The following is a 20,618-nucleotide window of genomic DNA, read 5'->3' as shown; positions in this document are numbered from 1 at the left end:
GCGGGCACTCTGCGAGGAACGAGGCGGAGTTCGCACGAGGGGGGAAGGCCATGTATCCGAAGGTGAAGCCGGCGCTGGCGAGGGCGTGGCGGGATCTGCAGACGGTGCAGTTCGGGGTGACGCCCGCGCACGCGGTGGTGCTCGGCCCGGTGGACACGGCGACGGGATCGCTGATCGACCGGATCGACGGGACGCGGGGCATGGAGCTGCTGCGCGCGGAGGCGGCGGCCGTGGGGCTGCCGGAGGGGCAGGTGGACACGCTGGTCCGGCGGCTGGCGGCGGCCGGGCTGCTGGACGACGCCACCGCGGGCGGCCCGCGGGCCCAGGCCGTGCGCAAGCGGCCGGAGACCCTGGAGCGGCTCGGGCCCGATCTGGGCTCGCTGTCGCTGGTCCACCGCGAGCCGGGGGGCGACTTGCGGGGGGTCGCGGCGCGGCGGGCCATACGGGTCCAGGTGCGCGGGAGCGGCCGGGTGGGCGGGGTGATCGCCGGGGTCCTGGCGGGAGCCGGAGTGGGCCGGGTCGAGGTCCTCGACGGCGGCCGGGTGGAGCCGGCGGACGTGGCTCCGGGCGGGCTGGGGCCGGGCAGTGTGGGCCGGCTGCGGGCCGAGGCCTCGGCCGGGCTGGTGCGCGAATCGGCCCCGGGGCGTCCGCCGCGGACCGCGGAGCACGAGGGGCCCGAGCCGGGCGTGTCCCTGGTGGTGGTCGCGCCCCGGGACGGCCTGCAGGCGTGGGCGCCGGATCCGGGCCTCGCCGCCGACTGGATCGCCACCGGGACGCCGCACCTGTATACCGGGGTGCTGGAGGGCACCGGGCTGGTCGGGCCGCTGGTGCTGCCGGGTGCCACGGCGTGCGCGGGCTGCATGGAACGCGACCGGGTCGAGGCGGACCCGGCCTGGCCCCGGATGCTGGTCCAATGGCGCTCGGCACACCGCCGCCGGGCCACCGCGGCCTGCGACCTGGGCCTGGCCACGGCGGTGGCCGGGTTCGCCGCGGCCCACGCCCTGTCCTTCCTCGACGGTGAACTGCCCGCTTCCACGGCCTCCCGCTGGGAGGCGGCCCTCCCGGCCCTGCACTGGGAGCGGACGGCCCTGCGCCCTCACCCGGAGTGCCCCTGTGCGGCAGCCGGGGTCCCGGCGGAACAGGCGGTGGGGTCATGAGGAGCGATCGCCTGTCCGGCCGTGCCGTCCCGCGGGGGTGGACGCCGTCCGGCGTCGGGGCGCGGTCACGTCGGGTCCGGGGCGGGCGCCTCGGCCGGGGCGGGGAGGGGCCGCCATGACAGGATGCGTTTGGCCGAGGGGTCATCTCGAACCGCCGCTTGCGGCACAGCAGTCTGGGAATTGGAGGGGCTCATGTCTGATCTTCCCCGGAAGGCGGTCACCCGTACCGTCAAGCTGGCCGCGCTGCCGCTCGGCTTCGCGGGCCGGGTCACCTGGGGGCTGGGGAAGCGGATCGGGGGCAAGTCGGCGGAGATCGTGGCGCGCGAGCTCCAGCAGCGCACCGCCGAGCAGCTGTTCCGCACGCTAGGGGAGTTGAAGGGCGGCGCCATGAAGTTCGGGCAGGCGCTCTCGGTCTTCGAGTCGGCCCTGCCCGAGGAGGTCGCCGGACCGTACAGGGCGGCACTGACGAAGCTTCAGGAGGCGGCCCCGCCGCTGCCGGCCCAGACGGTGCACCAGGTGCTGGCGGAGCGGCTGGGAGCCGACTGGCGGGATCTGTTCGAGGAGTTCGAGGACAAGCCTGCCGCGGCCGCCTCGATCGGTCAGGTGCACCGGGCGGTGTGGCACGACGGCCGCCAGGTCGCGGTGAAGGTCCAATACCCGGGAGCCGGCGAGGCTCTGCTGTCCGACCTCAGACAACTGGGCCGGTTCGCCGGGCTGCTGGGGCCGCTGGTTCCCGGCATGGACGTCAAGCCGCTGATCCAGGAGCTGCGCGACCGGGTCGCGGAGGAGCTGGACTACGAGCTGGAGGCCGAGGCCCAGCGGATCCACGCGGACGCGTTCGAGGGCGACGAGGACGTGGTCGTACCGGATGTCGTCCACCAGGGCGACCAGGTGCTGGTGACCGAGTGGATGGAGGGGACGCCCCTGTCGGAGGTGATAGCGGACGGCACCCAGGAGGAGCGGGACCGCGCCGGTCAGCTGCTGGCCCGGTTCCTCTTCTCGGGGCCCGCGCGCACCGGGCTGCTGCACGCCGACCCGCACCCGGGCAACTTCCGCCTGCTGTCGGGGGCGGACGGCCGGATACGGCTGGGCGTGCTGGACTTCGGCACCGTCGACCGGCTGCCCGGCGGCTGGCCCAAGCCCATCGGCACGTCGCTGCGGATGACGCTGGAGGGCGATGCCGAGGGGATCTACGGGCACCTGTGCGCCGAGGGGTTCGTGAAGGAGTCCATCGAACTGGATCCGGTGGCGGTGCTGGACTACCTGCTGCCCATCATCGAGCCCGCCGAGGCCGAGGAGTTCACCTTCACGCGGCCGTGGCTGCGCGGCCAGGCGGCCCGGATCGCCGATCCCCGCTCCCCCGCCCACCAGTTGGGCCGGCAGATCAACCTGCCGCCCTCGTACCTGCTGATCCACCGAGTGACGCTGAGCACCATCGGGGTGCTCTGCCAGCTGGGCGCGACGGTCCGGCTGCGGGGTGAACTGGAGTCCTGGCTCCCGGGGTTCCTGCCCGAGGAGTGAGTGCGCGGGCCTGCGGGCCCGAGGTCACCACCAGGACGAGTCGAGGCGGCCCTCGATGGCCCTGAGGTTGGCCCGCGCGCAGTCGACGCAGAAGTACTGTCTGGCCCCGTTCTCCACCGAGCAGGTCCAGGTGGGCGGGGCGCCGTCGGGGGCCTTCTTGCCGCAGCGCGCGCAGACGACGGTCTGGCCCTCGGGGCCCGACGGGGCGGGGTGGGGATTCGGCTGGTCCACCTCCAGACGATATCCCCACGAGGGGTGGAGAGCCGTCCGCAACGCACCGGGGGGACCGGTCCGTTCGGACCGGTCCCCCGTACGCTGCTGCGCCGCTGGTCAGCGGCGGTTCAGCGGTGCTCAGTGCATGACGGCCATGGCCAGCGCCCGCCGGGCGCGCAGCGAGACGCGCTCGGCTCGCCGCTGCATGCGGCGGGCGGCGACCAGGCGCAGGGCGCGACGCTCGGCGTCGGCCTCGCGCATGCGGTCGTCCATATGGGCACGGGCCAGGGCTTCTGGGATGAGTTGCATTTCTCGGGTCCTGTTCTGACGCGAGGTCATCGCGCCGGCGGTGATGAAGTCTGCGGTGGCGGAGCCGTGTGGCTGCTCGCTCGTCGTGTGGGCGGTCATGAGGGCCTGCTTCAAGGGGTCGTGCGTCAGGGGGCGGTCGATGGTTCCGATGGCGGTCATGCCGCAGCAACCGGGTTCTTGCGCGGACGGCCACGGGGGCGCTTCCGGGCTACGACGACACCCTGGACGAACAGCTCGCCACCCCAGACACCCCAGGGCTCACGGCGCTCGATCGCACCGGCGAGGCAGGCCTCGACCAGCGGGCAGGTAGCGCACAGGGACTTGGCGTACTCGACGTCCGCCGGGGACTCGGCGAAGAAGACCTCGGGGTCGTAGGTACGGCAGGCGACGGGTACGCCGAGGTTCTCGATGGCGTCGTCGAGCGCGGTCAGCGCGGTGAGGGGAGTCAAGGTGGAGTCCTCCGGGACTGCGGGCGGGGAGATCGTCTGGGTCTTCGGTACGGACGGGGCGTGCGCTTCGAGTTGCACGGTGTTTTCTTCCTCGTCTTGTTCGTCTAGTCGTTCCGGCCGGGGTCGGCCGGGGTCGGCTGGTACCTGGTCTTGCCAGTCCCGAGGCTCCTTCGTGCCGTCGTCCCCGTTCGGGGACAAACAGAAGGGCCGCGGATCCCGGGTGGGGTTCCGCGGCCCTGAAGGCGCCGGCCTGATCATCGAGATCAGGCTGGATCACTCCAGGGTTCGAGCCCGCGGAAGGCCCACATCAGGTGGTGCTGCTGCTTCGTCTGCTTCGTCTGCTGCGTCTTGAATCCGGCACTGTCGGCACCGGCTGCGGCCGCAAACCCATAGGCGCCATGCGCCTGGGCTTCCAGTACTGCCACCGGTGCCTGGGTCGGTCGCTCATTCCGCTCGCTCGCCAGGAGCGCGGAGGGCGCGGCCAGCAGGGCGCGGCTGTCAGCAGAAATCGCGGACAGACCGGTACCCGGGAGCGGGAGGAGCGAGGAGGAGCCGAGCGTGCAGGAAGCGGCGACCGAGCGATCGGTCATTTTGGTGCTGGTGATGAAGCTGGTCACTGGTCTCGCCTCCTCTCGGCGTCTCGGGGACGGTGGCCCGAGGGCCTGTCCCATGCGTATTCGGATAAGTACAGCACGGAGTGGGAGCTTTGGAGAAGCCACCGTTTCCGTTGCTAAGAACCTATGGGGATCCGACGGGCATGTGCAAACTATTTTTCCGACGAGTTTCTACGCGTCGTCAGAATCCGCGCCCCCAGGCTCCTGACCTGCACAGATGGCCAGCACATCGGCTCCGTACCGGTCGAGCTTGCGGCCACCCACTCCAGAGATCATCGAGAGCTCGCCCTCCTCGGACGGCGCGGCCTCGGCGATCGCCACGAGCGTCTTGTCCGTGAACACGCAGTACGCGGGCAGTCCCTGCTCCTTCGCCTGGCCCGCGCGCCACTCCCGCAGCCGCTCGTAGAGACCTTCGTCCATGTCGGACGGGCAGTCCTCGCAGCGCATCAGCTTCAGCTCGCCGGCCTCGGTCAGGGTCTTGCCGCACACCCGGCACAGTGCCGGGCCGCGGCGGCCGCCCTTGCGGACCCGCTGCTCGGCCGCGGAGCCCGTGCGGGCTCCCGGGGCCGCGGAGCCCGGCCGCAGCCCGTTCAGGAAGCGGCTGGGGCGCCGGGAGGCCCGGCCGCCCGGCGCCCGGGAGAGCGCCCAGGAGAGCGTCAGGTGCAGGCGGGCTCGCGTGACCCCGACGTAGAGCAGCCGGCGCTCCTCCTCCACCTGCTCGTCGGTCTTGGCGTACGTGATCGGCAGCATGCCGTCGGTGAGGCCGGCCAGGAACACGGCGTCCCACTCCAGGCCCTTCGCGGCGTGCAGGGAGGCGAGGGTGACGCCCTGGACGGTCGGGGCGTGCTGGGCGGCCCTGCGCTCGTCCAGCTCGACGGTCAGGTCCGCCAGGGTGGCCCCGGGCCGCGTCCGCGCGAAGTCCTCGGCGAGCCGGACCAGGGCCGCCACGGACTCCCACTGGTCGCGGACGGCGCCGGAGCCGGCCGGCGGCTCGGTGGTCCAACCGGTGGAGCTGAGCACGGCCCGGACCTGGGAGCCGAGCTCGACGACGTCGTCGAGCAGCGGGTCGTTTCCGCCGGAGCGGGCAGCCCCTCGCAGGGCGAGGATCGCCTTCTGCACCTCGCCGCGCTCGAAGAAGCGCTCGGCGCCGCGCAGCTGGTACGGGACCCCGGCGTCGGCGAGGGCCTGCTCGTAGACCTCGGACTGGGCGTTGATGCGGTAGAGCACGGCGATCTCGCCGGCCGGGACGCCCGCCGCGATCAGGTCCCGGATCCGGACGGCGACGCCCTCGGCCTCGGCGGGCTCGTCGGGGTACTCGGCGTAGACCGGGTCGGGGCCGGGCTCGCGCTGGGAGACCAGTTCGAGGCGGTGCTCGGCGGCACGGCCCCTGGCCTGGGCGAGGAGCCCGTTGGCGAGGTGGACCACCTGGGGGGTGGAGCGGTAGTCGCGGACCAGCTTGACCAGGGTGGCCTGCGGGTAGCGGGTGCGGAAGTTCAGCAGGTGGTCCGGGGTGGCCCCGGTGAAGGAGTAGATCGTCTGGCTGGCGTCGCCGACGACGCAGAGGCTGTCGCGCTCGCCGAGCCACAGGTCCAGCAGCCGCTGCTGGAGCGGGCTGACGTCCTGGTACTCGTCCACCACGAAGTGCTGGTACTGGTTGCGGATCTGCTCGGCGATGTCGTGGCGGTCCTGGAGGATGCCGACCGTGAGCAGCAGCACGTCCTCGAAGTCGATCATTGCGCGGTCGCGCTTGAGCTGTTCGTACGTCCCGTAGATGTGGGCGATCTCCGCCATGTCCCGGGGGGCTTCGCGGCCCGCTTTGAGGGCGGCCGCCGGATAGTCGGAGGGGACGGTCTGGGTGACCTTCGCCCACTCGATCTCGCCGGTGACGTCCCGCAGCTCGCCACGGTCGAGCCGGATGCGGCAGCGCGCGCCGGCCTCGGCGACGAGCTGGATCTTGCGCTCGACGAGCCGGGGCACGTCCCCGCCGATCGCCTTGGGCCAGAAGTACTGGAGCTGGCGCAGGGCGGCGGAGTGGAACGTCCGCGCCTGCACCCCGCCCGCGCCGAGCGCGCGCAGGCGGCCGCGCATCTCGCCGGCGGCGCGGTTGGTGAACGTGACGGCCAGCACACTGGCCGGCATCAGCTGGCCGGAGCGGACCCCGTAGGCGATCCGGTGGGTGATCGCCCGGGTCTTGCCCGTGCCCGCGCCCGCCAGCACGCACACCGGTCCGCGCAGGGTCGTCGCGACCTCGCGCTGCTCCGGGTCCAGGCCCAGGAGCACCGCGTCGGCCGAGTCTGCGCCGGCGGGGAAGGATGAGGGGTGCGTTGCTGATGTCACCCCGCCATGCTGCCAGGTCCCGAGGGGCGGACGGGATTTTTGTCCACAGGGTGCGCGGATCCGTCGTATCGGCCTACTTGACGTACCAGCCGCACCGCGGGTGCGGGAATGGCCCCGCGGTCCCGTACGTTCGAGTACTCGGACCACCCAGGCCCCACAGAGGAGAGCGCAGCATGCAGGACACGGGTTCCGTCACGATGTACAGCACGACCTGGTGCGGCTACTGCCGCCGGCTGAAGACCCAGCTGGACCGGGAAGGCATCGCGTACAACGAGATCAACATCGAGCTGGACCCCGAGTCCGCGGCATTCGTCGAGAAGGCGAACGGCGGCAACCAGACCGTTCCGACCGTGCTCGTGGTGTCCCCGGCCGGCAGCGAGTCGGTCATGACGAACCCGAGCCTGGCCCAGGTCAAGCAGGCCCTCGCCGTCTGACCGCCGGACCGGCGCTCCACCCGGGCCGCACGGACGGTGCGAACGGCGCGAACAGAAAGGCCCCCGCCGGCGCGGGGGCCTTCTGCCGTGTGACGGGCCTTACGCGACCGGGCGCGGCAGCGGCTCCCCGTACCAGCGCTCGACCAGGCGGGCCGCGATGGAGATCCCCGACGGGGGCAGCATCTCGCCCGTCTCGAACGCGGCGCGCAGCTCCTCGCGGGAGAACCAGCGGGCCTCCTCGATCTCCTCGCCGTCGACCGTGATCTCGGTGGTGAGGGCGCGCGCCGTGAAGCCCAGCATCAGGCTGTACGGGAACGGCCAGGGCTGGCTGGCGACGTACTCGACCTCGCCGACCTTGACGCCCGCCTCCTCCCACACCTCGCGGACGACCGACTGCTCGATCGACTCGCCCGGCTCCACGAACCCGGCCAGCGTCGAGAAGCGTCCCTCCGGCCAGTGCACCTGGCGGCCCAGCAGCGCGCGGTCGTGCTCGTCGGTGACCAGCATGATCACCGCCGGGTCGGTGCGCGGGTAGTGCTCGGCGCCGCAGCCCGGGCAACGGCGGATGTGCCCGGCGGCCGCGACCACCGTGCGCTCGCCGCAGCGGGAGCAGAAGCGGTGCATCCGCTGCCAGTTCTCCAGAGCCACCGCGTGCACCATCAGCCCGGCGTCGCGCGGGGACAGCAGCAGCCCGGCCTCGCGCAGGCCGGCCGGGCGGGCCGACTGGTCCATCCGGCCCGGCAGCGAGTCCTTCTGGAGCGCGAAGTACCGTACGCCGTCCTCGTCGGTGCCCAGGAAGTAGCGGTGCGTCTCGGTGACCGGAGCCTCGAAGGCCGGGGTCATCACGATCCCGGTCTCCCCGTCGGGGGTGTCGTCGATCAGAACCTGGCCGCCGGAGACCACGAAGACGCGGGTCGTCGGGTGGCTCCAGGCGGCCGCGAGCCAGGCCTCGTCGAGGCGGTGGTGCGCGGCACGGTCGATTCCGCTGGGCGCGGCGAGCGTGATCGGGTGCTCGGTGTGGGTGCTCACAGGTACTTCCAACTCCCCCGGTGGTGGGACAGGCAGGCTCAGTGACTCGTGACTGGGTGACTCGGTGCGGCGGTGCGTGTGGTCCGTGTGGTGCGTGTGGTGCCTGCGTCAGGCGGGCTTCCGGTGGCCGGCGGCCAGGTCGCCCCACAGGTAGGCGGCCGTCTCGACGCCCTTGAGGAGCAGGTCCAGCTCGACCTTCTCGTTCGGCGAGTGCCAGCCGTCGGAGGGTACGGAGATGCCGAGGAACAGGACGGGCGCGTCCAGGACGTCCTGGAGGTCCGCCGCCGGCCCGGAGCCGCCCTCGCGGGTGAAGCGGACCTTCTCGCCGAAGGCCCGGCCCATCGACCGTACGACGGACTGCAGCGCCGGGTGGTCCAGCGGCGTCAGGCACGGCCGGGTGGGGGCTCCGAAGACGATGGAGTGGCGGATCCCTTCCGGGATCCGCGCCGCGACCCAGTCCCTGACGGCCGCCTCGACCTCGTACGGGTCCTGCCCGGACACCAGCCGGAACGACAGCTTCAGGTGGGCGGAGGCGGGCACGATGGTCTTGCCGCCGGGGCCCTGGTAGCCGCCGCCGATGCCGTTGACCTCGGCGGTCGGGCGGGCCCACACCCGCTCCAGGGTGGAGTAGCCCTTCTCGCCCGCGGCGGCGTGCGACTTGGCCGTACGCAGCCACTCGGCCTCGTCGAACGGCAGCTCGGCGATCAGCGCCCGCTCCTCGTCCGTGAGCTCGGCGATGTTGTCGTAGAAGCCGGGGATCGTGACCCGCTCGTCGGCGTCGTGCAGCGCGGCGACCAGGCGGGCCGCGACGGTGGCCGGATTGGGCACGGCCCCGCCGAAGGCCCCGGAATGAATGTCCTGGTCGGGCCCGTGGAGGTCGATCTCGCAGTCGGCGACGCCGCGCATGCCGGTGCAGACGGTGGGGGTCGTCTCGGACCACATGCCGGTGTCGGAGACGATCACTATGTCCGCGGCGAGGCGCCCGGCCTCGCGCTCGACCAGGGCGCGGAAGTTCGGGGAGCCCGACTCCTCCTCGCCCTCGATGAGCAGCTTGAGGTGCACGGCCGGGGCCGCGGAGCCGGTCGCCGCCAGGTGCGCCCGGACGCCGAGGGTGTGGAAGAACACCTGGCCCTTGTCGTCCGCGGCGCCGCGCGCGTACATCCGGCCGTCCTTGACGACGGGCTCGAACGGGTCGGTGTGCCAGCCGTCGGCGACGGCGGCGGGCTGCACGTCGTGGTGCCCGTAGACGAGGACGGTCGGGGCGTCCGGGTCCGCGCTCGGCCACTCGGCGAAGACCGCGGGCGCGCCGGGCGTCTGCCAGATCTCCGTGACCGGGAAGCCGGTCTCCTTGAGCTTCGCGGCGAGCCACTCGGCGCTGCGACGTACGTCGTCCGCGTGCTCGGGCTGCGCCGAGACGGAGGGGATGCGCAGCCACTCCGCGAGGTCGTCGAGGAACGCGGCGCGGTGGGTGTCGATGTACGTGCGGACGACGCTGTCCGCCGGGGTTTCGCTCATGCCTACGAGCCTAACTGTCGGGTAGCCGGTCACTGTCCGTGTCCGATTTGCCTTGGAGGATCCGCTCAAGACCGGCCCGGCCGGGGAGGTTCCGGGGCCGGATCACGCGGCCGCTGCGGACGTGGAGGAAGGCCGCGGCTACCTGGTCGAGGGGGGTGCCGGTGGCTTCCGCCCAGGCCAGACGGTAGACGGCGAGCTGGAGGGGGTCGGCCTCAGTGGTGCGGCCGGTCTTCCAGTCGACGATCTCGTACGAGCCGTCCCGGTTCCGGTAGACGGCGTCGATCCTGCCGCGGATGACCCGGCCGGCGAGGGTGCACTGGACCGGGACCTCCATGCGGTGGGGGGTGCGCTCGGCGTACTCGCTCCGCTCGAAGGCCGCCTTGAGGGAGTCGAGGTCGGCCTCGTCGGCGACCTCCTGGCCGGAGCCGGGCAGCTCGGTGGCCGGGTCGAGGACGTCGAGCAGCGGCAGCGGGAGCTCGTCGAACCGGGACTCCACCCAGGCGTGGAAACGCGTGCCCTGGCGCGCCGCGGGCTGCGGGGGCTTGGGCATGGGGCGGGCGAGGTCGCGGGCGAAGCCCTGCTCGTCCGCGGCGAGGCGCAGCAGCTGGCTGGCGGAGAGGGCGGCCGGGAGCTCGACGTCGCGCACGGCGGTGCGGGCGCGCAGGAGCTCGCCTTCGAGGGCGTCGAGGTCCCGGTCCCAGGAGGCCACGGCCCGGGTCTCCTCGGGCGTGAGCGCAGCCGCCCCCGCGGTACGCCGGCCTCCACGGGCGGGGGCTCCGCCGCGCATGCCGGGTCCCGCCGGCTGCGGCGCGCCGGAGCCGGGCCCGGTGCGGGCGTGCGGGACCGCCGCCTCGCCCGGGCCGGGCCGGGCCTCGTCCGCCGCCCAGAGGTCCTCGCCGTCCGGCACGTCCGGCACGTCCGGCACGTCCGGTCCGGCCCCGGCGCGCGCCGACGGTACGACTGCCGCGTCGCCCGGTTCGGCCCAGGCCGCGTCCGCCGCCCAGAGGTCCTCGCCGTCCGGCTCCTCCGCGTAGGACGGCTCCTCGCAGTCCGGCGGCCAGAGGTGGTCGTCGGGCGCGGGGCCCGGGTCCGGCTCCGGCTCCGGCTCCGGCTCCGGCTCCGGCTCCGGGGCGGCGAGGTGGGACTCCACCAGGGCCGCCGCCGCGCGGCGCAGGGCCAGGGAGGCCGGGTCCAGCGCGAGGGGCCAGGAGTGGTCCGGGGAGGACTCCGCGGCCAGGGAGGGGTTCTCCGCGTCCGGGGCCGGTTCCTCCGCCCAGGCCTCGATCTCGCCGTGGCCCGCCACGCAGTGGTCGTACAGGGCGGACAGGAAGGCCGAGGGGCCTCGGCGCTTCTTCTGCGCGGGGCCCCACCAGTGCGCCGAGGCCAGCAGGAGCGAGCGCGGCCGGGTGAACGTGACATAGCCCAGGCGGAGTTCCTCCACCGCCTTGTGCTCCTTCAGGGCGGCCTTGAAGGCCTTCAGCCCGGCCGAGTTCCACTCCGGATCATCCGGAAGGGTGGATGCGTCGCCGCGCAGCGCGTACGGCAGGACCTTCGCGTACGCGGTCCACGGCTCGGGCGCCTTCTCCTTCGGGAACGAGCCCGCGCACAGGTCCGGGACCACCACCACGTCCCATTCCAGGCCCTTGGACTTGTGGGCGGTGAGCACCTTCACCGTGTTCTCCCCGCCGGGGAGGGCGTGGTCCAGGCCCTTCTCGTACTGGACCGCCGTGCGCAGGAAGGCCAGGAACGCCTGCAGGGAAGCTTCGCCGTCCAGGGACGCGAAGCCGGCCGCCACGTCCAGGAAGCCGGACAGCGACTCGCGGCGCCGGGCCGCCAGCGCGTGCGGCGACGCCGACAGCTCCACCTCCAGGCCGGTCGTGGCCAGCACCCGGTGCAGTACGTCCATCAGCGGGTCGGCGAGCGAACGCCGCAGGTCGCGCAGCTCCTTCGCGAGGTGGGCGAACCGGACCCGGGCCTGCGCCGAGAACGGCAGGTCGTCGGCGGACGCCGCCTGCCCGGCGCCGTCCAGGAACGTCTCCAGCGCGTCCGCCAGCGAGACGATCTCCGCCGGGTCCACGCCCTCCACCGCCGCCGCGAGGCGCTCGTCCGGGTCCACGTCGCCCGGAGCGCGGCCGACCAGCTGCCGCGCCCGGCGGCCCAGCAGTGCCAGGTCGCGGGCGCCGATCCGCCAGCGCGGGCCGATCAGGAGCCGGACGAGGGAGGCGTTGGCGCCCGGGTCCTGCAGCACCTCGCACACCGCGACCAGGTCCGCGACCTCCGGGAGGTGCAGCAGTCCCGAGAGGCCGACGACCTCCACCGGCACGTCCCGGTCCACGAGTACGGCCTGGATCTGCGCGAAGTCCCGCGCGGAACGGCAGAGCACCGCGATCTCGCGCGGCTGCGTCCCCGTACGGACCAGGTGCGCGACCGAGTCCGCGAGCCACTCCAGCTCTTCGGCGTGCGTGTCCAGCAGGGCGCAGCGGACGGAGCCGGCCTGCTCCTCCCCCGGTGCGGCGCGCAGTGCCTCGACGCCCTCGTGCATGGACCGCAGCGGGGCGGCCAGCCCGTTGGCCAGGTCGAGGAGGCGGCCGCCGCTGCGCCGGTTCTCGCTCAGCGAGAACCGGGTGGCGGGGCTGCCGTCGGCGTGCGGGAAGTGCTCGGGGAAGTCGTCCAGGTTGGCCACGGACGCACCGCGCCAGCCGTAGATCGCCTGGCAGGGGTCGCCGACGGCGGTCACGGCGTGCCCGCTGCCCCCGCCGAAGAGGCCCGACAGCAGCAGCCGCTGGGCCACGGAGGTGTCCTGGTACTCGTCGAGCAGGACCACCCGGAACTCCTGGCGCAGCAGCGCCCCCACCTCGGGCCGGGTGGTGGCGAGCTGCGCGGAGAGGGCTATCTGGTCGCTGAAGTCGAGCAGGTCGCGGGAGCGTTTGGCGGCGCGGTAGCGCTCGGTCAGCTCCAGCAGTTCGAGGCGTCCGCGCACGGCCCCGGGGACCTTGCGCAGATCGTCGTTGGTGAGCCTGGCGCCGGCGAGCGTGTCGAGGAGGTCCGTGTCGTACGCGCGCAGCTGCGCCGGGGTGACCAGGTGCTCGGACAGCTCCGCGTCGAGCGCGAGCAGGTCGCCGACCAGGTCGGGGACGGATTTGGTGAGGGCCGGGTACGGGCCGGGAGCCTCGCGCAGTACGCGCGCGGCGAGCTGGAAGCGGGTGGCGTCGGCGAGCAGCCGGGCGCTGGGCTCCAGGCCGATCCGCAGGCCGTGGTCCTTCAGGAGCTGCCCGGCGAACGCGTGGTACGTGGAGATGCGCGGCTCGCCGCCGGCCGCGTCGGCCCCGGCCGGGGTGGGGGTCCCCCCGGCGAGGACAGGGGGCGGGTCCGGGTCGGTGATGCCGGCCCGCGCGAGGGCCTTGCGCACGCGTTCGGCGAGCTCGGCGGCGGCCTTGTTGGTGAAGGTCAGGCCGAGGACCTGCTCGGGCGCGACCGCTCCGGTGCCGACCAGCCAGACCACGCGGGCAGCCATGACCGTGGTCTTGCCGGAACCCGCGCCGGCCACGATGACCTGCGGGGCGGCCGGGGCGGCGGCGCAGGCCAGCTGTTCGGGCGTGAAAGGGATGCCGAGGAGCTCCTTGAGCTGCTCGGGGTCGGTGAGGACGGACGGACGCGCGGACACGTAAAGAGGCTAGCCCGACCCGCCGACACTCCCTGCCGCCGTCTCACCCGGCGGTCACTGCGCTCCCTCCGCTCACTCCGCTCACTCCGCTCACTCCGCTCACTCCACCGTCTGGCGGCCCTCCGGGCGCGCGCTGCACGAGCTGCGGAAGGAGCAGTGGTCGCAGTGCTTGCCGGTGGCGGGCGCGAAGCGCTCGTCCAGGACCCGGCCGGCGGCGGTGGCGAGCAGGTCGCCGACCCATTCGCCGTCCGGCGGCTGCTGCGCCTGGACCCTGGGCACCGCGTCGCCGCCGTCGCGCTGGGGGGCGCCCTGGCGCAGCTGCACCAGCTCGGCGCCGCCCGCCTCGGGCCGCAGCCCGTCGAAGACCTCGTCGACGGCGCCTTCGCGTACGGCGAGCTGGTACACGGCGAGCTGGGGGTGCCGCGCGACCTCGTCCTTCGTGGGCACGGCCTTGCCGGTCTTGAAGTCGACGACGTACGCACGCCCCTGGGGGTCCGATTCGACCCTGTCCATGGAGCCCCGGATCCGGACGGCGTACTCGCCCGCTTCGAGCGTGACGTCGAACGCGTGCTCCGTGGCCACGGCCGCCCTGCCCCCGCGGTCGGTGGTGTGCCAGCGCAGGAAGCGCTCCAGGGCGGCGCGGGCGTTGTCCTTCTCCTGGCGGGATTTCCAGGGGGCGTCGAAGGCGAGGGCGTCCCAGACGGAGTCGAGGCGTTCCATCAGGACGGCGAGGTCGGCGGGGGTACGGCCGGAGGCGACCTCGTCGGCGAGGACGTGGACGACGTTGCCGAAGCCCTGGGCGGCGGTGGAGGGGGCGTCGGCCTTGACCTCGCGGCCCAGGAACCACTGGAGGGAGCAGGTGTTGGCGAGCTGGTCCAGGGCGCTGCCGGAGAGGGTGACGGGCCGGTCCCGGTCCCGGAGCGGAATGCTGCTGCGGGTGGGCTCGTACAGCCCCCACCAGCGCTGCGGGTGCGCGGCGGGGACCAGCGGGCGGTCCTCCTCGTCGGTGAGCGCGGCGAGGCGGGCGAGGCGGCGGGCGGCGGCCTCGCGGAGCGCGGGCGAGGCGCCGGGGTCGACGGTGGTGGCGCGCAGCTCGGCGACGAGCGCCGGTACGGCGAGGGGGCGGCGGGGCCGGCCGGCGACGTCGCTCGGGGTCACTCCGAGCTCGGTGAGGAAGCGGGAGGGCTGGTCGCCGTCCTCGGCGGGGGCCTTGACGGCGGTGACGACGAGGCGGTCGCGGGCACGGGTGCCGGCCACGTAGAACAGGCGGCGCTCCTCGGCGAGGAGCGCGCCCGGGGTGAGGGGTTCGGCGAGGCCGTCGCGGCCGATTCGGTCGGCTTCGAGGAGGGAACCGCGGCGGCGCAGGTCGGGCCAGAGCCCTTCCTGTACGCCGGCCACGACGACGAGGGACCACTCCAGCCCCTTGGACCGGTGGGCGGTCATGAGGCGGACGGCCTCGGTGCGGGCGGTCCGGCCGGTGAGGGTGTCGGCGGCGATGTCCTCGGCTTCGAGCTGTTCGAGGAAGTTGAGCGCGCCGCGGCCGCCGGTGCGTTCCTCGGCGCGGGCGGCGGTGTCGAAGAGCGCGCAGACGGCGTCGAGGTCGCGGTCGGCGTTGCGGCCGGCCGCGCCGCCGCGGCGGGCGCCCCGCTCCAGGCGCTGGGGCCAGGGGGTCCCCTCCCAGAGGGTCCACAGGGCCTCCTCGGCGGTGCCGCCGCCCTGGAGGAGTTCCCGGGCCTTGCGCAGGAGCAGTCCGAGGCGCTGCGCTCCGCGGGCGTACGCGGGGTCGTGCGCGACGAGCCGTTCCGGCTCGGCGAGGGCGCGGGCGAGCAACACGTCGGACGGGGCCGGCACCTTGGTGCCGGCGGCCCGCTCCTCGTCGCGCAGGGCCCGGCCGAGCCGCCGGAGGTCGGTGGCGTCCATCCCGCCGAGCGGCGAGCCGAGCAGCGTCAGGGCGGCCTCGACCCCGATCCACCCCTCGCCCGCGCGATCGCCTGCGGCGGGGCCGGACGCGGGATCCGGGTCGGCAGCTTCGGCGGCGTCGGCGGGGAGCCCGGACCCGGGGGCCGGGGCGGCAGCTTCGGCGGCGTCGGCGGGGAGCTCGGACCCGGGGGCCGGGTCGGCAGCTTCGGCGGCGTCGGAGCCGGGCTCGGATGCGGGGGCCGGGTCGGCGTCGCCTGCGGCGGGCCGGTGCTCGGGGTCCGCATCGGCTGCGCCCGCCGGGCCGGAGGCGTCCACCGGATCCGGGACGCCCGCCGGATCCTCGGCATCCGCCAGGCCGGGAACGCCCACCGGATCGGAGGCGTCCGCCGGGCCCGGGGCCGTCGGGGCAGCGGGCGGGATCGGGGTGGCGACCGTGCGGAGGGCCGTGAGGAGGGGGGCTACGGCCGGTTCGTGGCGCAGGGGGGTGTCCGTACCGTCCGTCTCCGCCGGGACTCCCGCCGAGATCAGCGCGCGGCGCATCGCGGGGAGGGTCCGGCCGCCGGAGCGGACCAGGACGGCCATGTCCTGCCACGGCACGCCGTCCTCCAGGTGCGCCCGGCGCAGGATGTCGGCGATGTTGTCGAGCTCGGCACCGGCCGTCGGGTACGTGTACACCTCGGCCCGGCCGCCCTCCCGGGCCGGCTCCAGGCCGCGGTGCGCGCGGACCGCCGCCGCGGGGAGGCGCGGGACCGGCATGCGGGAGGTCAGGAGGCGGGTCGCCGCGAGGAGGTTCGCCCCCGAACGGCGGGCCACCGTCAGGGCGTGGACCGCCGCGCCCGGGAACGAGGTCTCGAAGTCCAGGATGTTGTTGATGTCGGCGCCCCGGAAGGCGTAGATCGACTGGTCCGGGTCGCCGAACGCGACCAGCGTGCCCGCCGGGCCGGCCAGGGCCCGCAGCAGGCGCAGCTGGGAGGCGTCCGTGTCCTGGTACTCGTCCACGTAGATCACGTCGTAGGCCGCGGACAGCGACGGGGTGCGCTCCGCCAGCAGGACCGCCCGGTGCAGGAGCTCCGCGTAGTCCAGCGTGCCCTGCATGTCGAGGACGTCCAGGTACTCGGAGAGGAACGCGGCGGCCGCCTTCCAGTCCGGGCGGCCCAGCCGGGTCGCGAACGCGTCCAGCGCCGCCGGGCCGAGGCCCAGCTCGCGGGCGCGGGCGAGCACCGCGCGGACCTCGTCCGCGAAGCCGCGGGTGGTCAGCGCGGCCCGCAGGTCGTCCGGCCAGCGGATGGAGCGGATCTGCCGCTGTCCGTCCAGCAGGGTGCGGACCGTCACGTCCTGCTCCGGGCCGGACAGCAGCCGCAGCGGATCCGCGAACAGGTCGGTGTCCTGGTGGGCGCGGACGAGTCCGTAGCAGAAGGAGTGGAAGGTGGTGGCCTGCGGGGCCCGTGCCCCGCCGAGCCGCAGGGCGGCCCGGTCGCGCAGCTCCACCGCCGCCTTGCGGCTGAAGGTGAGGATCAGGATCCGGGCGGGGTCGATCCCGGCTTCGACGCGGGCCGCGGCCGCCTCGACCAGTGTGGTCGTCTTGCCGGTACCCGGTCCGGCCAGGACCAGAAGCGGCCCGACAGTGTGATCAACCACCGCCTGCTGCGCTGCGTCCAGGACAGGGGGATCCACCCTCTGCGGCCCGGTGCGCACGAGGCGGTACGCATCGGGGATCCGCGTACGCAGCCGCTCGGAGCGGTCGGATGGAGAGGTGATCACGTGGGGTGCCGGTCCTGGTGGGTCTGCGGTTGCCGCGGCCTCTGCCGCGCTTGCCGAAGAGGCAACGCTACGGCAAGCGGTGCGCCCCGCGCAGTTCCCCGAGGTCCGGCCCGGGAGACCGGCGAGACCCTCGCCGGTCCCCCGTACGGGCCTTCGCGCCTGCGCTCGACCGCCCGCCCGGGCCCCGCATGGCCGAAGCTGTCAGATGTGACCCCCGTCCCGTGCGGCGCGCTCCTCCCGCCCGTCCCAGCGCGCACGCGGCATGTTCAGCCGGGCCTCTCCGTCGGCGGTCAGACGCAGCGGGGTGGCCTCCGTGCGGTAGTGCTCCAGGGCCCGGTGCTCGCTGCCGGGCAGCGGCCGTCCATCGGCCCTGACCACTCGCCACCAGGGCACCGCTCCCCCGTACAGGGCCATCACGCGCCCGACTTGGCGCGGCCCGCCCTCGCCGAGCCATTCGGCCACGTCCCCGTACGTCATCACCCGGCCGGGCGGAATCCGCTCGGCCACCTCCAGCACCCGCTCCGCGTACTCGGGCAGCTCTTCGCTCATTCCGCCCATGGTGCCGTACATCACGGACCGGTTCCCGGAAGGTTTCCTTCCGTACCGGCTCGCACCCTGATGCCCCGCCCGGCCGTCGGTCCGTGCCACCATCTTCCGGGCGGTGACTGGTGATACGTGATCAAGAAGAGATGGAAGTGACGACGAAGGAGCAGGGTGTGAGCCCTCCGGACGGCGCGGCTGAGGACGACGGCACGCGCCCTGACCCGCGCCCCGGGAAGCTCCCCGACGAGCCTCCCGGCCGGGCCGCACCCGAGCCCGGCTCCGGAGCCGAGCCGGGAACCGGAGCCGCACCCGAGCCCGGAGCCGCGCCCGAACCGCGGGCGGGAGCGGGAGCCGTACCGGAGCCCGCATCCGAACCGGCGCCCGAGCCCGAATCCGGGGCCGGACCCGGGGCCAGCGACGCCGAACCCGGCGCCAAGGCCGGAGCCCGGGCCAGGGCCGGGGCCGGGGGGCCGCACAGCCGCGGGCCTGCGCCGTCCGCCGACCAGGTCGAGGTCGACGAGCCGCTGCTCGCCGCCCGCGTCCACCGGCCGTCCGACCTCGTACGCCTCCTCGTCGGCGTCCTCGGCATCGCCGTCGTCCTCGGCATCGCCGCCTTCGCGCACCGCACCACCGCCGGCCTTGAGGCCGACATCAGCCAGGGCACCGGCGCCGCACCCGATCTGCTGATCAAGGTCGCCGGGCTGGTCTCCAGCATCGCCGTGCTGCTCGTACCCGTGGCCTTCGCCATCGAGCGGCTGATCAAGCGGGACGGGCTGCGCATCGCCGACGGCGTGCTCGCCGCCGTCCTCGCGCACGGCGTGACCCTGGCCACCGACCTGTGGGTCTCCCAGGCCGCCTCCGACACCATCCAGGACGCCCTCACCCGCCCCACCAGCGTCGGCGGCCCCATCACCGACCCCGTGCACGGCTACCTCGCGCCCGTCATCGCGTACATGACCGCCGTCGGCATGACCCGCAGACCGCGCTGGCGGGTCGCGCTGTGGGTGGTCCTGCTGCTCGACGCCTTCGCGATGCTGGTGAGCGGGTACACCACCCCGTTCTCGATCATCCTGACCGTGCTGATCGGCTGGAGCGTCGCGTACGGAACCCTGTACGCCGTCGGCTCGCCGAACGTCCGCCCCACCGGGCAGACCCTCCTCGCCGGTCTGCGCCGGGTCGGCTTCAAGCCGGTCAGCGCCATGCGCGCGGAACTCCCGGACGGCGCCGACGCCTCGGAGGTGAGCGACCGGGGCCGCCGCTACCACGTCACCCTGGAGGACGGCCCGCCGCTCGACGTCACCGTCGTCGACCGCGAGCAGCAGGCCCACGGGTTCTTCTACCGGGTCTGGCGCCGGCTCACCCTGCGCGGCATCACGACGCGGCGCAGCCTCCAGTCGCTGCGCCAGGCGCTGGAGCAGGAGGCGCTCCTCGCGTACGCCGCCATCGCGGCCGGGGCGAACGCGCCGAAGCTGATCGCCACATCCGAGCTGGGCCCGGACGCCGTGATGCTCGTGTACGAGCACCTGGAGGGCCGGACCCTCGACGCGCTCGCCGACGAGGAGATCACCGATGACCTGACCCGCAGCACGTGGCAGCAGGTACTGGCCCTCCAGTCGCGGCGGATCGCGCACCGCCGGCTCACGGGCGACGCGCTGGTGGTGGATCGTTCCGGCAATGTCGTCCTCACCGACCTGCGCGGCGGCGAGATCGCGGCCGGCGACCTGGTGCTCCGGATGGACATCGCGCAACTGCTGACCACGCTCGGCCTGCGGGTCGGCGCGGAGCGCGCGGTGGCCTCGGCGGTGTCGGTACTCGGCCCGGACGCGGTGGCGGACTGCCTGCCGCTGCTCCAGCCGATCGCGCTGAGCCGCTCCACGCGGGCGACGCTGCGCAGGCTGGCCCGAGAGCGGGCGGACCGGCAGCGGGAGGCCGTGCTGGAGTCCTCGCGGGCGGCGAAGGCGGCGCGCGAGGCGGCGGCGGAGGCCGCGGCTGCGGAAGCGCATCCGGGCGAGCCGGGCAAGGCCGGCAAGCCCGGCAAGCCCGGAGCCAAGCCGGCGGCGACCACGGCCGCGGACAGGAAGGCCGAGAAGAAGGCGCTGGACGACGCCCTCGACGGGGCCCGCGAGGAGGATCTGCTGAGCCAGATCCGCCAGCAGGTGCTGCTGATCCGCCCGCAGGCGCCGGTGGAGCCGGCCCGGCTGGAGCGGATCCGGCCGCGCACGCTCGTGTCGTTCATCGCCGGCGCGTTCGGTGCGTACTTCCTGCTCACGCAGCTGGCGCACGTGGACTTCGCGACGATCGTCGGCCAGGCGGAGTGGGGCTGGGTGGGGGCCGCGCTGGCCTTCTCGGCCCTCACCTACTTCGCGGCGGCGATGAGCCTGCTGGGCTTCGTACCGGAGCGGGTGTCGTTCCTGCGGACCGTGGTCGCGCAGGTGGCGGGATCCTTCGTGAAGCTGGTGGCCCCGGCGGCGGTCGGCGGTGTCGCGCTGAACACGCGGTTCCTCCAGCGCGCCGGGATCCGGCCGGGTCTGGCGGTGGCGAGCGTGGGTGCCTCGCAGCTGTTCGGTCTGGCGAGCCACATCCTGCTGCTGCTGGCCTTCGGCTACCTGACGGGCACCGAGAAGACCCCGGAGATGACCCCGTCCCGGACGGTCATCGCGGGTCTGCTGACGGTGGCGGTGCTGGTGCTGGTGGTGACGGCGGTGCCGTTCCTGCGGAAGTTCGTGGCGACGCGGGTGCGGGCGCTGTTCGCGGGTGTGGTGCCGCGCATGCTGGACGTCCTCCAGCGGCCGCAGAAGCTGATGACGGGCATCGGCGGCATGCTGCTGCTGACCGGCTGCTTCGTGATGTGCCTGGACGCCTCGATCCGGGCGTTCGGCGGCGGCCAGGCCCTCAGCTACGCGAGCATCGCCGTGGTGTTCCTGGCGGGCAATGCCCTGGGCTCGGCGGCCCCGACCCCGGGCGGCATCGGCGCCGTGGAGACGACGCTGACGCTGGGCCTGATCGCGGCCGGGCTGGACAAGGAGGTCGCCATCTCGGCGGTGCTGCTGTTCCGCCTGATGACGTTCTGGCTGCCGGTCCTCCCGGGCTGGATCTCGTTCAACTACCTGACCCGCAAGGAAGCCATCTAGCTCACACCCGCCCCAGGGCAG

Annotated in this window: 14 protein-coding genes; 4 read left to right on the top strand and 10 right to left on the bottom strand. The window is 74.1% G+C overall.

The genetic code is table 11. The annotated features are described in order from the left end of the window. Window positions 1-50 precede the first annotated feature (50 nt). Complete coding sequence (locus ABTY04_RS03980) at window positions 51-1,157, top strand: ThiF family adenylyltransferase (protein WP_352211716.1); 1,107 nt, start codon at window positions 51-53, stop codon at window positions 1,155-1,157. Window positions 1,158-1,349: 192 nt separating this feature from the next. Continuing rightward, entirely contained in the window at window positions 1,350-2,678 is a 1,329-nt protein-coding gene (locus tag ABTY04_RS03975) for an ABC1 kinase family protein (protein WP_352211715.1), read from the top strand. 24 nt (window positions 2,679-2,702) lie between these two features. Here the strand turns inward: ABTY04_RS03975 and ABTY04_RS03970 are convergent, their stop codons facing one another. The 5 genes from ABTY04_RS03970 to ABTY04_RS03950 all read right to left on the bottom strand — a co-directional run bounded on the left by ABTY04_RS03970 (window position 2,703) and on the right by ABTY04_RS03950 (window position 6,600). Then, window positions 2,703-2,909, bottom strand: coding sequence for a hypothetical protein (locus tag ABTY04_RS03970; RefSeq protein WP_352211714.1), 207 nt, complete (start codon window positions 2,907-2,909; stop codon window positions 2,703-2,705). A gap of 120 nt (window positions 2,910-3,029) precedes the next feature. Continuing rightward, window positions 3,030-3,359 carry a putative WhiB-interacting protein gene (locus ABTY04_RS03965; protein WP_352211713.1) on the bottom strand — a complete coding sequence of 110 codons (330 nt, stop codon included), beginning with the start codon at window positions 3,357-3,359 and terminating at the stop codon, window positions 3,030-3,032. Then, window positions 3,356-3,727 (bottom strand): WhiB family transcriptional regulator, encoded by a 372-nt coding sequence (locus ABTY04_RS03960; protein WP_352211712.1) that lies wholly within the window; start codon window positions 3,725-3,727, stop codon window positions 3,356-3,358. Before ABTY04_RS03960 ends, ABTY04_RS03965 begins: the two co-directional genes overlap by 4 nt. A gap of 185 nt (window positions 3,728-3,912) precedes the next feature. Continuing rightward, the gene (locus ABTY04_RS03955) at window positions 3,913-4,266 is read right to left on the bottom strand and encodes a hypothetical protein (RefSeq protein ID WP_352211711.1); all 354 of its coding nucleotides are present in this window, start codon (window positions 4,264-4,266) and stop codon (window positions 3,913-3,915) included. Between the two features lie 168 nt (window positions 4,267-4,434). Beyond that, entirely contained in the window at window positions 4,435-6,600 is a 2,166-nt protein-coding gene (locus ABTY04_RS03950; RefSeq protein ID WP_352211710.1) for an ATP-dependent DNA helicase UvrD2, read from the bottom strand. 173 nt (window positions 6,601-6,773) lie between these two features. Between ABTY04_RS03950 and ABTY04_RS03945 the strand changes: the two genes are divergently transcribed. Further along, the gene (locus tag ABTY04_RS03945; RefSeq protein ID WP_352211709.1) at window positions 6,774-7,034 is read left to right on the top strand and encodes a mycoredoxin; all 261 of its coding nucleotides are present in this window, start codon (window positions 6,774-6,776) and stop codon (window positions 7,032-7,034) included. Between the two features lie 99 nt (window positions 7,035-7,133). Here the strand turns inward: ABTY04_RS03945 and nudC are convergent, their stop codons facing one another. The 5 genes from nudC to ABTY04_RS03920 form a co-directional block, all read right to left on the bottom strand. Next, window positions 7,134-8,075 carry an NAD(+) diphosphatase gene (gene nudC / locus ABTY04_RS03940; protein ID WP_502996549.1) on the bottom strand — a complete coding sequence of 314 codons (942 nt, stop codon included), beginning with the start codon at window positions 8,073-8,075 and terminating at the stop codon, window positions 7,134-7,136. Between the two features lie 96 nt (window positions 8,076-8,171). Then, window positions 8,172-9,578, bottom strand: a complete 1,407-nt coding sequence (locus tag ABTY04_RS03935; protein WP_352211707.1) for a dipeptidase — start codon at window positions 9,576-9,578, stop codon at window positions 8,172-8,174. A 10-nt stretch (window positions 9,579-9,588) separates the two neighbouring features. Next, entirely contained in the window at window positions 9,589-13,242 is a 3,654-nt protein-coding gene (locus ABTY04_RS03930) for an ATP-dependent DNA helicase (RefSeq protein WP_352211706.1), read from the bottom strand. A 99-nt stretch (window positions 13,243-13,341) separates the two neighbouring features. Next, window positions 13,342-16,920, bottom strand: coding sequence for an ATP-dependent helicase (locus ABTY04_RS03925; RefSeq protein ID WP_352211873.1), 3,579 nt, complete (start codon window positions 16,918-16,920; stop codon window positions 13,342-13,344). Between the two features lie 204 nt (window positions 16,921-17,124). After that, window positions 17,125-17,481, bottom strand: coding sequence for an MGMT family protein (locus ABTY04_RS03920; protein WP_352211872.1), 357 nt, complete (start codon window positions 17,479-17,481; stop codon window positions 17,125-17,127). A 110-nt stretch (window positions 17,482-17,591) separates the two neighbouring features. Between ABTY04_RS03920 and ABTY04_RS03915 the strand changes: the two genes are divergently transcribed. After that, window positions 17,592-20,597, top strand: a complete 3,006-nt coding sequence (locus ABTY04_RS03915; RefSeq protein ID WP_352211705.1) for a lysylphosphatidylglycerol synthase domain-containing protein — start codon at window positions 17,592-17,594, stop codon at window positions 20,595-20,597. Window positions 20,598-20,618 lie beyond the last annotated feature (21 nt).

Source organism: Streptomyces sp. NPDC097981 (genome assembly GCF_040302565.1).
Taxonomy (GTDB): domain Bacteria; phylum Actinomycetota; class Actinomycetes; order Streptomycetales; family Streptomycetaceae; genus Streptomyces.
This window is presented reverse-complemented; position numbering and strand designations above follow the sequence as displayed.

What these genes read in the sequence shown, in the direction of transcription:
- ABTY04_RS03975 (WP_352211715.1), top strand. Translation starts at nt 1,350, where the DNA reads ATGTCTGATCTTCCCCGGAAGGCGGTCACCCGTACCGTCAAGCTGGCC.
- ABTY04_RS03945 (WP_352211709.1), top strand. Translation starts at nt 6,774, where the DNA reads ATGCAGGACACGGGTTCCGTCACGATGTACAGCACGACCTGGTGCGGC.
- ABTY04_RS03965 (WP_352211713.1), bottom strand. Translation starts at nt 3,359, where the DNA reads ATGACCGCCATCGGAACCATCGACCGCCCCCTGACGCACGACCCCTTG.
- ABTY04_RS03920 (WP_352211872.1), bottom strand. Translation starts at nt 17,481, where the DNA reads ATGGGCGGAATGAGCGAAGAGCTGCCCGAGTACGCGGAGCGGGTGCTG.
- ABTY04_RS03935 (WP_352211707.1), bottom strand. Translation starts at nt 9,578, where the DNA reads ATGAGCGAAACCCCGGCGGACAGCGTCGTCCGCACGTACATCGACACC.
- ABTY04_RS03980 (WP_352211716.1), top strand. Translation starts at nt 51, where the DNA reads ATGTATCCGAAGGTGAAGCCGGCGCTGGCGAGGGCGTGGCGGGATCTG.